Here is a 12,200-nt window from a genome sequence, read left to right on the forward strand (position 1 = left end):
GCCCGGCGTTACGCGGTGATCAGCTCCACGATCGCCGCCGCCGCATCGCGGCCTTCGGCCACGGCGGTCACCACCAGGTCCGCACCGCGCACCGCGTCGCCACCGGCGAACAGGCGCGGGTGGGCGGTCTGGAACGGCAGGCGGCCGTTGCCACCGGCCAGGATGCGGCCGTTGTTGCCCGCTTCCACGCCCTGCGCCGTCAGCCATTCCGGTGCGGTCGGCGAGAAGCCGAAGGCGATGATCACCACGTCCGCTTCCAGCAGCGATTCGCTGCCCTCGATCGGCACCGCGTTGCGCCGGCCCTGTGCATCGGGCTCGCCCAGGTGGGTTTCCACCACGGTCACGCCGATCGCTTCGTCATCGGCACCGGCCTCGATCGACAGCGGCTGGCGGTTGAACAGGAAGCGCACGCCTTCTTCGCGGGCGTTGGCCACTTCGCGCGCCGAGCCCGGCATGCTGGCTTCATCGCGGCGGTAGGCGCAGGTCACCCGCGCCGCCCCCAGCCGCACCGCGCTGCGCACGCAGTCCATGCCGGTATCGCCGCCGCCCAGCACCACCACGCGCTTGCCTTCCAGGTCGGGCAGGGCCAGGGTGTCTTCCCAGCCGGCAATCGGCCGGCCGTGGGCATCGCTGCCGCTGACAATGCGGCTGTTCTGCACCAGGAACGGCAGCGCCGGCAGCACGTTCTTCAGGTCCTGCCCGGGCAGCCCGCCATCGGTATAGCGGTAGGCACCGGTGCCGACGAACACCGCGTCGTAGTCGGCCAGCAGCGTGTCCAGGGTCACGTCGCGGCCGATCTCCACGCCCAGCCGGAACTGCACGCCCATGCCTTCCAGCACGTTGCGGCGGCGGCTGATCACCGACTTGTCCAGCTTGAAGCTGGGAATCCCGAACTGCAGCAGTCCGCCAATCTGTTCGTAGCGGTCGTACACCACCGCCTGCACGCCGGCATGCGCCAGCCGGTCGGCACAGGCCAGCCCGGCCGGGCCGGCGCCGATCACCGCCACCCGCTTGCCGGTGCTTTCCACCGCCGCCATGTCCGGCCGCCAGCCGGTGGCCAGCGCGGTATCGACGATGTACTTCTCCACCGCGCCGATGGTGACCGCGCCGAACTCTTCCAGCGTGCAGCTGCCTTCGCACAGGCGGTCCTGCGGGCACACCCGGCCGCACACTTCCGGCAGCGGGTTGGTGGAATGGCACAGCGTAGCCGCCTCGTGGATGCGGTTTTCCTGCACCAGCTGCAGCCACTGCGGAATGGCGTTGTGCACCGGGCACTTCCAGCTGCAGTAGGGGTTGCCGCAGTCCAGGCAGCGACCGGCCTGACACTGGGCATCTTCCTTGCCGAATTTGCCGTACAGCTCACCCCAGTCGCCGGAGGTGCGCAGCTCCACCGGAATGCGCTGCGGCATGGTCCGGGGCAGGTCGAGGAACTGGAAGGCGTGCTTGCGGCTCATGTATGGGAATCCAGGAAATCAGGCGGCGCGGCGCAGCGATTCGGTCAGCGATTCAATGCTGGCGGCCTTGGGTTTGACCAGCCAGAACTTGCCCACGTAATCGCGGAACTCGTCCAGGATCTGCTGGGCCCAGATGCTGCCGGTGAGCTCGCGGTGGCGGCTGATCAGCGTGTGCAGGTGCTGGCGGTGGTTCTCGAAGCCTTCGGCCGAAATGCGGTGGATGTCGATCAGTTCGTGGTTGTAGCGGTCCACGAAGTCGCGGTCGATATCCAGCACGTAGGCCAGGCCGCCGGTGAAGCCGGCACCGAAGTTCAGCCCCACCTTGCCCAGCACCAGCACGATGCCATCGGTCATGTATTCGCAGCAGTGGTCGCCGGCGCCTTCGATGACCGCCAGCGCGCCGGAGTTGCGCACGCCGAAGCGTTCGCCCGCGCGCCCGGCGGCGAACAGCTCACCGCCGGTGGCGCCGTACAGGCAGGTGTTGCCGATGATGGCGGTGTTGCGCGCTTCGAAGCGTGCGCCGCGCGGCGGGCGAACCACCAGGCGGCCGCCGGCCATGCCCTTGCCCACGTAATCGTTGGCTTCGCCTTCCACTTCCAGCTGCAGGCCGCCCACGTTGAACGCGCCGAAGCTCTGCCCGGCGGTGCCCCGGAAGCGCAGCGTCAGCGGCGCATCGCTCATGCCCTGGTTGCCGTGCGCGCGCGCGATGGCGCCGGACAGGCGGGTGCCGATGGAGCGGTCGGTGTTGTGGATCAGGAAGCGGTGTTCGCCGCCCAGCTTGCCGGCGATGGCCGGGGCCAGCAGGCCATCCATCTGCGTGGCCAGGCTGTCCGGCGATTCGTACAGGCGCTGCGCGGCGCAGTGGCTGCCGCCGTACTGGGCCGGGTTGAGCAGGCGCGACAGGTCGACCTTGACCCCCGGGCGCGGGGCGACCTCCAGCTGCTGCAGCAGGTCGGTGCGGCCCACGATCTCGTCCAGCGAGCGCACGCCCAGGTAGGACAGCCAACCGCGCACTTCCTCGGCCAGCAGCCGGAAGAAGTTCTCCACGCGCTCGGGCAGGCCGGTGAAGTACTGCGCGCGCAGGCGCTCGTCCTGGGTGGCCACGCCGGTGGCGCAGTTGTTGAGGTGGCAGATGCGCAGGTACTTGCAGCCCAGCACGATCATCGGCGCGGTGCCGAAGCCGAAACTGTCCGCCCCCAGCAGCGCGGCCTTGATCACGTCCAGGCCGGTCTTCAGGCCGCCGTCGGTCTGCAGCAGGGTGCGCCCGCGCAGGTCGTTGGCCACCAGCGCCTGGTGCGATTCGGCCACGCCCAGTTCCCACGGCACGCCGGCGTAGCGGATCGAGCTGACCGGGCTGGCACCGGTGCCGCCATCATGGCCGGACACGGTGATCAGGTCCGCACCGGCCTTGACCACGCCGGCGGCGATGGTGCCCACGCCGGCATGCGAGACCAGCTTCACCGACACCAGCGCATCGGGGTTGACCTGCTTGAGGTCGTAGATCAGCTGGGCCAGGTCTTCGATCGAATAGATGTCGTGGTGCGGCGGCGGCGAGATCAGGCCGATGCCCGGCTTGGCATAGCGCAGCCGCGCGATCAGTTCGTTGACCTTGTGCCCGGGCAGCTGCCCGCCTTCGCCGGGCTTGGCACCCTGGGCGACCTTGATCTGCAGCACTTCGGCATTGACCAGGTATTCGGCGGTGACGCCGAACCTGCCCGAGGCCACCTGCTTGATCTTGCTGCGCTTGTTGGTGCCGTAGCGCACCGGGTCTTCGCCACCCTCACCGGAATTGCTGCGCCCACCCAGCTTGTTCATGGCGATGGCCAGCGCTTCATGCGCTTCGGGCGACAACGCACCCAGGCTGATCGCGGCGGTGTCGAAGCGGCGGAACAGGTCTTCGGCCGGCGCCACTTCCTCCAGCGGGGTCGGCGTGGGGGCCGCCTTGAGCTGCAGCAGGTCGCGCAGCGCCGACACCGGCCGGCCATGCACGGCTTCGCAGTAGCGCTGCCAATCGGCGGCATCACCACTGCGCGCGGCGCGCTGCAGGGTCATGACCACGTCGGGGTTGTACATGTGGTATTCGCCGCCGTGCACGTACTTGAGCACGCCGCCCACTTCCGGGCGCAGCAGGTCGTTCCAGGCGCGCACGGTGAGCTCGCGGGCCTCGTCGTCCAACCGTGCGAAGCCAACGCCGGCCACGCGCGACGGCGTTTCCGGGAAGCACAGGTCGACCACTTCATCGTCCAGCCCGACGATTTCGAACAGCTGCGCGCCGCGGTAACTGGCCACGGTACAGATGCCCATCTTGGAGATGATCTTGGACAGGCCCTTGTAGATGCCCTTGCGGTAGCTGCGGCCGATCTGCGACTGCTCGCCGCCCTTCTTCAGCTGCAGGATGCCGCGCCGGCCCAGATCGAACAGGGTCTGGTAGGCCAGGTACGGGTACACCGCGGTGGCACCGAAACCGAGCAGGCAGGCCATGTGGTGCGGGTCGCGCGCGGTGCCGGTTTCCAGGATCAGGTTGACGTCGCAGCGCAGCCCGGCGTTGGACAGGTGGTGGTGCACCGCACTGGTGGCCAGCAGCGCATGCACCATCGGCCGGTCGGCCACCGGGTAGCGGTCGCTGAGCAGCAGCATCACGATGCCTTCGCGCGCGGCCGCTTCGGCTTCGGCGCAGATGCGCTCGATGCCGGCCTTCAGCCCTTCGTCCAGGCTGTAGGAGAGGTCGATGAGCCGGTTGCGGTCCACGTATTGCGGCATCTTGATCAGCTGGCGCAGCTTGCGCTGGCTGAGCACCGGCGAATTGAGGATGACGTGGTTCACCGTCTCCGCGCCGGCATGGAAGATGTTGGTTTCCTTGCCGAGCTGGGTAGTGAGCGACATCACGCAGTCTTCCCGCAACGGATCGATCGGCGGGTTGGTGACCTGCGCGAACGCCTGGCGGAAGTAATCGTAGAGCGGCCGGCTCTGCTGGCTGAGCACCGCCATCGGGGTGTCATCGCCCATCGAGCCGGTGGCTTCCTGCTCGGTCTCGGCCAGTGGGCGCAGGATCTGCTCCACTTCCTCGGTGCTGAGCTGGAACAGCTTGTGGTAGCTGCGCAGGGTGCGTTCGTCGAACGGCTCTTCCACCAGCGATGGGTCGATCAGCTCGGTCTGCAGGTAGGTCACGCCCTGCTGCAGCCACTGCTTGTACGGCGCGCGGCCGCGGTTGATGCGGTCGATGGCATCCGAATCGAGCAGGTCGCCGCGCTTGAGGTCGATGGCCATCATCTCGCCCGGGCCCAGCTTGCCCTTGCGCACCACGCGCTCGGCCGGCACTTCCCACACGCCCGCTTCGGAGGCCACCAGGAAGTGGCGGTCGGAGGTGAGCATCCAGCGCGCCGGGCGCAGCCCGTTGCGGTCCAGGGTGCAGGCGGCATAGCGGCCATCGCAGGCCACGATGCCGGCCGGGCCATCCCACGGTTCGCTGTTGAGGCCGTAGAACTCGTAGAACGCGGCCAGGTCGGCGTCCTTGAACTCCAGCGACTGGGTCGCCGGCGGCACCAGGATGCGCAGCGCCTGGATCAGCTCCATGCCGGCACTGACCATCAGCTCCAGCATGTTGTCCAGGCTCTGCGAATCCGAGCCGTGCATGGAGATCACCGGATCGAACTCGCCGATGTCGAAGCGCGGGGTCTTCCACACCTTGCTGCGCGCCTGCGCCCAGCGCCGGTTGCCTTCGATGGTGTTGATCTCGCCGTTGTGGGCGAGCATCCGGAACGGGTGCGCCAGCGGCCAGCGTGGCAGCGTATTGGTGGAAAAACGCTGGTGGAACACGATGGCGCTGGAGGCCAGGTCGTTGCGCTGCAGGTCCGGGTAGAACCGGCTCAGCTTGTCCGGCAGCACCATGCCCTTGTAGCTGATCGCGTTGGGGCTGAGCGTGGTGACGTAGTAATCGGCGTGCTCGCGCAGCTGCTGTTCGCTGCGGCGGCGGGCCAGGAACAGCGCCAGGGTGAAGGCGGCCTCGTCCTGGCCGTGGCCGGCATCGACGAACACCTGCTCGATGTGGGGCAGGGTGTCGCGGGCCAGCTGGCCGCACACGCTGGGATCGGTCGGCACCACGCGCCAGCCAAGCGGCTGGCAGCCGGCGTCGCTCAGTTGCTGTTCAAGGGTGTCGCGGCAGGCCTGGGCGGCAGCGGCGTCGTGCGGCAGGAACACCACGCCGGCCGCATGCAGCTTGCCGAGGGTGATGCCGGCTTCGGCGGCCAGCGCCTGCAGGAAGGCTTCCGGGCGGCGCAGCAACAGGCCGCAGCCGTCACCGGTGACACCGTCGGCGGCAACACCGCCGCGGTGGGTCATGCGCGACAGCGCGGCAATCGCGGTGTCGACCAGCAGCCGTGACGGCTGGTCATCCAGTTGCGCCACCATGCCGAAACCACAGGCATCGCGTTCGTCTTGTGGGTCGTAAAGCCCTTGGCGGTTGCGGGGGGCCATCTCTGCCTCAATGTCGGGTGAGCGGCGACACTCGTCCCCGCTCAATCCGTTGAGCGCATCTGGAGGCACCGGATGCTTCGACTAGATCACAGTTGCTGCAACGCCGCAATACACGGTTGCACGCGCAACCAAACCCCTCGAAAACCCGCGTCCGGTGCGCCCAATTCAGCCGCAGCGCAGGCCGCTGACCACGCCCTTTTCATCGACTTCGATGTTCAGCCGCTCGCCGACGAACTCCATCGTGGTCATGTCGTCGGGCTTGAGCACGCGCAGCTCGCGCGCGCTGGCATCCTGCTGCGCCTGCGCCCCGATGGCGTCGCTGTAGGGCTGGCCGACCAGGCTCTGTACCTGGTTGGCGTCGCAGTTGCCGACCGGCGGTGCCTCGGTGGCCTTGCCGGTGGTGTCGGCCGGGGCGGCGGCGACTTCTTCGGCGGCCTTCTGCGCGTGGGTACCCGCTGCTTCCTGTTCGTCCATCGGCGGGGCCTTGCAGGCGCCCAGCAACAGCAGGGTGGGGACCAGGGCCGCGGCCATGATCGTGGGACCAAACGGACGCCGCAGGCGGCGGAAGGACAAGGACGACATCGAGACTCCAGAGTTCCAGGCGGTAAACCATGGAGCATATCGCCAAGGGCGGGCGTGAGGTGTTTGTGTTGCGTTATTGACGCGGCGCCGTCGCCACGCCCACCACACTGCAGGCCCCCACCTTGCCTGCCGCCATGCCCGCACGCCTTGCCACCCCCGAAGCCACCGCCGCCCGCGATGCCGGCCTGCGCTATGTCAGCGATGAACAGCCGGGCCTGGCGCGGCGCCGCGCCGGCAAGGGCTTCAGCTACCGCGATGCCGACGGCCACGCCGTGCGCGATGCCGCCACCCTGGCCCGGATCCGCGCGCTGGCCATTCCACCGGCCTACACCGACGTGTGGATCTGCGCCTCGCCCAATGGCCACCTGCAGGCCACCGGTCGCGATGCGCGCCGGCGCAAGCAGTACCGCTACCACCCGGACTGGGCGCGGGTGCGTGGCGACGGCAAGTTCGACCGGGTGATCGCCTTCGGCCAGGCGCTGCCGGCGCTGCGCCGGCGGCTGCGCCGCGACCTCAAGCTGCCCGGGTTCCCGCAGGACAAGGTGCTGGCGATCGTGGTCGCGCTGCTGGCCGAAACCCTGGTGCGGGTGGGCAACCCGGAGTACGCCCGCGACAACCGCTCCTACGGCCTCACCACGCTGCGCAACCGCCACCTGGAACTGGTCAAGGGCGGGCGCGCGCGCATGCGCTTCCGCGGCAAGTCCGGCCAGCAGCAGGAAGTGGATATCGACGACAAGCGCCTGGTGGGCCTGATCAAGGGCTGCCAGCAGCTGCCCGGGCAGGCCCTGTTCCAGTACCGCGACGACGACGGCACCCTGCAGCCGGTGGACTCGGGCCAGGTCAACGCCTACCTGCGCGATGCGATGGGCGCCGATTTCAGCGCCAAGGATTTCCGCACCTGGGGCGGCACCGTGGCCGCGCTGCGCCAGTTCGCGGCTACCGCGCTGCCCGAGGCGCCAAGCGAGCGGGCGCTGGCCGCGCTGCAGAGGGAGGTGGTGTGCGAAGTGGCCACGCTGCTGGGCAACACGCCGGCGGTGTGCCGCAAGGCCTACATCGATCCCAGCGTGTTCGACGGCTGGCGCGATGGCACCCTGGCCAAGCTGGCGGGGCTGCGGGGCGAGCGCCAGTGGGAGCAGGCCACGCTGAAATTCCTGCGTTCGGCGCGGCGCGCGGTGAAAGGCAAGGCCGCGCGCTGAGGCGCGGCCACGCCGTGGCGATCAGCCGCAGTAGATGGCGGTGATGTTGTTGGTGCGGCCCTTCTCGATGGTGAGGCGGTCGCCGCCGCTTTCCGCGCCGGGGCTGGGGTTGGCCGCGCCACTGGCGGTGGCACCGCTCTCGGTGCGTTGGCCGCGCAGCACCACCACCTGCAGGCTGTCACTGTCCACGCGGGCGCGTTCCACCGTGGCCGCCGATGCGGCCAGGCCGACCGCGCCGCGCACCTTGTCCACGTGGCACTGGCCGGAAATGACGCCATCGATGGGCTGCACCTGCGCCATCGGCGTGCTGCTGCAGGCGGTAAGGGCGGTCAGTGCGGCAACGGCAAGCAGGGGACGAAACATGGGGCTACTCCAGCGGGATTCTGGTGCCCACGATGCCGCCGCACGCGTATGCGGCGGATGAAGCCCTGCACGGCACGCCCACATGGCATTCACCGTATGCGACTGCCGGCGCCGACACACTGCCCTTGCCTCGCCCTCCACCCGCATCGAGGCAAACGCAACGAAGGAGTTCAGCATGGCCACGGCCAAAAAGACCCGTAAGCGCACCCACACCGCTGCCGCACCCGCCGCCGAAGCGAAGCCTGCCCGCGCGCGCGCCCCGGTGGTCAAGACCGCCACCCGCAAGGCCGCCGCCACCGATCCGCGCGCCGCGCGCGTGGCCGCCCGCCAGCGCCGCCTGCAGGACCAGGAAAAGGCCAAGGACGCGCGTGCCGCGGCAAAGAAGAAAGCCGCCAAAAAGGCGACGAAGAAGGCGACCCAGGCCGGCACCCGCAAGCAGCCTGAAACCATGCCCGCCCAGCACATCGCCAAGCCGGGCAACGAACACGAACTGCAGCTGGCACCGCGTTTCCTGGCGCCCGACTACGTGGGCAGCGGCAAGCTGCAGGGCAGGCGCGCCATCATCACCGGCGCCGACTCCGGCATCGGCCGCGCGGTCGCGGTGCTGTTCGCGCGCGAAGGCGCCGACGTGGCGGTACTGCACCTGGACGAAGCCGACGATGCCGAGGTCACCCGCCAGCATGTGGAAGCCGAAGGTACCCGCTGCGTGGTGATCGCCGGGGACGTGCGCGATCCGAAGTTCTGCAACAAGGCCGTCAAGCAGGTGGCCAAGGCGTTCGGCGGCATCGACATCCTGGTCAACAATGCCGCCTTCCAGCTGCACTGCGAACGCCTGGAAGACCTGGAAGACGAACACCTGCAGGAAACCCTGCAGACCAACATCGGCGGCTACATCCAGATGGCACGCGCGGTACTGCCACACCTGCAGGAAGGCGACTGCATCATCAACACCGGTTCGGAAACCGGCCTGTTCGGCAGCAAGGCGCTGGTCGACTATTCGTCCACCAAGGGCGCCATCCACGCCTTTACCAAGGCGCTGGCCAGCCAGCTGCTGCCGCGTGGCATCCGCGTCAACGCCGTGGCCCCCGGCCCGGTGTGGACCCCGCTCAACCCGGCCGACAAGCAGGCGCCGGATGTAGCTGAGTTCGGCAGGGACAGCGACATGGGCCGGCCGGCCCAGCCCGAGGAACTGTCGCCGGCGTATGTGTTCCTGGCCTCGCCGGTCACCGCCAGCTACATCAGCGGCGTGATCCTGCCGGTCATGGGTGGACCGCGCGGGTAACACCAGGGGGTCACGACCAACGGTCGTGACCTACCCCGAAACACGCAGCCGGTAGGTCACGACCGTTGGTCGTGACCGCCTTCGACCGTTCGTCGGCGCGCGCCGTCCGGCACTTGACGACACTTGTAGTCACGGGCATGGTGGCGACACGTGTAGTCAACGGAGTGTGCCATGCGCGGCAAGACCATCGGGGACCAGGAGCTGGCCCTGCTGCAGTACATAGCGGAACAGGACGACGCCAGCGTCGGCGAAGTGGCGGCCGGCTTCGGCGAGGCCCGCGGGTTGGCGCGTTCGACGGTGCTGACCATGATGGAACGCCTGCGCGGCAAGGCCTACCTGCAGCGCCGACAGGTCGAGGGCGTGTACCGCTACTCGGCCACCGGCGAGCAGGACAGCGTGGTGCAGGGCGCGGTGGCCAGCTTCGTGGAGAAGACGCTGCAGGGCTCGGTGTCGCCCTTCGTGGCCTTCATGTCGCACAAGGCCGAGGTCAGCGACAGCGAACTGGCCGAACTCGAAGCGCTGGTCGCACAGCTGCAATCACGCAAGCGGGAGGGCTGAGCCATGGACACCCTGATGATGGAACTGCTGACCCGCCTTGCCTGGACCAGCGTGCAGAGCGCGCTGCTGGTGGCGCTGGTGTGGGGCGTGTGCCGGCTGCTGCCCCGGCTGCCGGCGGCCACGCGCTGCCGCCTGTGGTGGCTGGTGGCCCTGCAGGCCGTGCTGGGCCTGGTATGGAGCAGCCCGCTGGAACTGGCGGTGCTGCCGGCCCCGGGCATCGACAACACCCCATTCGTTGCCCAGACGATGATGCAGGCGCCCACGACACTGGCGCCGATGGCCGTGGATACCATGACCGCCGCTGCGACCGGTGCTTCGCTGTCGTGGCAGAGCGTGCTGTTCGCGTTGTGGGCGGCCGGCGTACTGCTGATGGGCGCACACAGCCTGCGCGCCTACCGGCAGAGCCGCGCGCTGGTGCGCAATGCGGTGCCCTGCACCGACGCCGGCCTGCAGCAGGCGCTGCAGTTGGCCGCCGAGGCGCATGGGCTTGCCCGCGCGCCGCAGCTGAAGCTGTCCGCACAGATCCGTTCGCCGCAGCTGATCGGCCCGTGGAACCCGGTGCTGCTGCTGCCCGCGCGTGAACTGCCGGCGATGGCCGCCGATGACCTGGACATGGCACTCACCCATGAGCTGGTGCACCTGCAGCGCCGCGACCTGTGGTTGGGGCTGCTGCCTGCGCTGGCGCAGCACCTGCTGTTCTTCCACCCGCTGCTGCACGTGGCCGTACGCGAATACGCGCTGGCCCGGGAAGAGGCGTGCGACAGCGCGGTGGTGGCCGGGCACGGGCATTGCCGCCACGACTACGGCCGCCTGCTGGTGCAGCTGGGCGTGGCCCCGCGGCCGGCGGTAGGCGTGGCCAGCGCCTCGCCCAACTTCCGCAGCCTCAAGCGCCGGCTGCTCACCCTGCAGCAGACCGGCAGCTTCCCGCGCGTGGCCTCGATGGCGATCACCGCCCTGTTCGTGGTGATCGGCGTGGCGCCGATGCGCCTGGTGGCCGCAGTACCGCCGCCGCCGCCGGCGCCGCCAGTGCTCACGGCGCCCGCTGCCCCCGCTGCCCCCGCCGTTCCGGCCGCACCGGCTGCACCGCCGGCCGTCGCGGCCCCGGCAGCGCCTGCGGTGCCGAAGCCTGCGTCGGCACCGCGCCCGGTCACTGCACCGCTTCCCCCGGCGGCCCCGGCCGCGCCCGCACCGCCGCCGCACCCGGATAGCGTGAGCAACAGCACCAGTACCACCACCATCACCCATGGCCGTCTGGACCTCTCGCACCAGCCGCGCCAGGCGTTCGTGCTGATGGGCGGCGGCGACAACTTCGTCGACGCCTCGATGGCCGACCTCAAGCAGGCTCAGCGTGACGTGCAGGGTCACGACCCGGCGCTGTGGGTGCGCGTCGGCAACGAGCGGTACCTGGTGCGTGACCCGGCGCTGCTGCAGTCGCTGTCCAAGGCCCAGCAGCAGGTGGCCAAACTGGGCGAGCAGCAGGGCGCGCTGGGCGAACGCATGGGCGCACTGGGCGAGCAGCAGGGTGAGCTGGGCGAGCGCATTGCCGAGGTGGCGATGCGCGCCAGCCGCGATGCGATGGAGTCGATGGACGCAGCGGAAATGGCCAACAATGCCGCGCGCACCACGAAGGGCGATGCAGCGCTGGCCGAACGCGCCGCGCAGCGCGCCAAGGCGGACGCGGCGGCGGCAGTGGACCACCGCCGTATTGCCGAGATTGCCCGGCAGCAGGCCGAGCTGGCTCGCCAGCAGTCAGGCCTGGCGCAGCAGCAGAGCATCGCCTCGGCCCAGATTGCCCGCGACGTGCGCAAGGCGTTCGACAAGGCACTGGCCGATGGCACCGTGCAGCGCCTGAGGTAACGGTAATGCCCGGGCGTATGCCCGGGCACCCCGTCGCGGGTCAGTTACAGCCGATGCGTTCGATCTTGTTGTCTGCATCCACGTTGATCGTCAACCGATCTTCGCGGAAGTCCATGGTGACGGCCATGCCCGGTTTCACCACGCGCGCGTTCTTCGCGCCGCTCTTGGCTACCGCCTGTTTGACCGTCGCTTCGTTCGCGACTTTTCCAGTGAACTGTTCTAGAACGTCGGGATTGCACTTCATGGTGCCTCCATCAGCGACATGCGGCACCGGATCGACCACGGCCGGATCGGTGCTGCTCTTGGGCGGGGTGCTGCACGCGGTCAGCGGCAGGGCACAAGCAAGCAACAGCAGGGACATACGCATGGCCAGTCTCCGTGAGCGGGTAAGTGCGGCCAGCTTGCACCGCCCCGGCTGCACGGGGTGTCAACGCC

General features: G+C 69.3%; 9 protein-coding genes. 4 read left to right on the forward strand and 5 right to left on the reverse strand.

From position 1 onward, the window contains the following. Positions 1–8: 8 nt before the first annotated feature. The 3 genes from NMB40_RS18700 to NMB40_RS18710 all read right to left on the reverse strand — a co-directional run bounded on the left by NMB40_RS18700 (position 9) and on the right by NMB40_RS18710 (position 6,509). Positions 9–1,454, reverse strand: a complete 1,446-nt coding sequence (locus NMB40_RS18700) for an FAD-dependent oxidoreductase (RefSeq protein ID WP_494359411.1) — start codon at positions 1,452–1,454, stop codon at positions 9–11. A gap of 18 nt (positions 1,455–1,472) precedes the next feature. Next, a complete protein-coding gene (gene gltB / locus NMB40_RS18705; RefSeq protein ID WP_494359412.1) occupies positions 1,473–5,927 on the reverse strand; it encodes a glutamate synthase large subunit in 4,455 nt (1,484 codons plus the stop codon). 165 nt (positions 5,928–6,092) lie between these two features. Continuing rightward, positions 6,093–6,509, reverse strand: a complete 417-nt coding sequence (locus NMB40_RS18710; RefSeq protein ID WP_448141579.1) for an I78 family peptidase inhibitor — start codon at positions 6,507–6,509, stop codon at positions 6,093–6,095. Positions 6,510–6,643: 134 nt separating this feature from the next. Here NMB40_RS18710 and NMB40_RS18715 point away from each other — a divergent pair, with 134 nt between their 5' ends. After that, positions 6,644–7,705, forward strand: coding sequence for a DNA topoisomerase IB (locus NMB40_RS18715; RefSeq protein WP_494359413.1), 1,062 nt, complete (start codon positions 6,644–6,646; stop codon positions 7,703–7,705). A 21-nt stretch (positions 7,706–7,726) separates the two neighbouring features. On the opposite strand, the gene NMB40_RS18720 is transcribed toward NMB40_RS18715, so the two are convergent. Next, positions 7,727–8,068, reverse strand: coding sequence for a hypothetical protein (locus NMB40_RS18720; RefSeq protein WP_193069423.1), 342 nt, complete (start codon positions 8,066–8,068; stop codon positions 7,727–7,729). Positions 8,069–8,243: 175 nt separating this feature from the next. On the opposite strand from NMB40_RS18720, the gene NMB40_RS18725 reads away from it, so the two are divergent. From NMB40_RS18725 to NMB40_RS18735, 3 genes are all read left to right on the forward strand, one after another. Next, the gene (locus NMB40_RS18725) at positions 8,244–9,350 is read left to right on the forward strand and encodes an SDR family oxidoreductase (RefSeq protein WP_494359414.1); all 1,107 of its coding nucleotides are present in this window, start codon (positions 8,244–8,246) and stop codon (positions 9,348–9,350) included. Positions 9,351–9,521: 171 nt separating this feature from the next. Beyond that, on the forward strand, positions 9,522–9,908 hold the full coding sequence (locus NMB40_RS18730) for a BlaI/MecI/CopY family transcriptional regulator (RefSeq protein ID WP_494359415.1): 387 nt from the start codon (positions 9,522–9,524) through the stop codon (positions 9,906–9,908). Between the two features lie 3 nt (positions 9,909–9,911). Further along, positions 9,912–11,765 (forward strand): M56 family metallopeptidase, encoded by a 1,854-nt coding sequence (locus NMB40_RS18735; protein ID WP_494359416.1) that lies wholly within the window; start codon positions 9,912–9,914, stop codon positions 11,763–11,765. 40 nt (positions 11,766–11,805) lie between these two features. Here the strand turns inward: NMB40_RS18735 and NMB40_RS18740 are convergent, their stop codons facing one another. Continuing rightward, a complete protein-coding gene (locus NMB40_RS18740; RefSeq protein ID WP_494359417.1) occupies positions 11,806–12,132 on the reverse strand; it encodes an I78 family peptidase inhibitor in 327 nt (108 codons plus the stop codon). Positions 12,133–12,200 lie beyond the last annotated feature (68 nt).

This window comes from Stenotrophomonas sp. FBCC-B152, assembly GCF_059134105.1.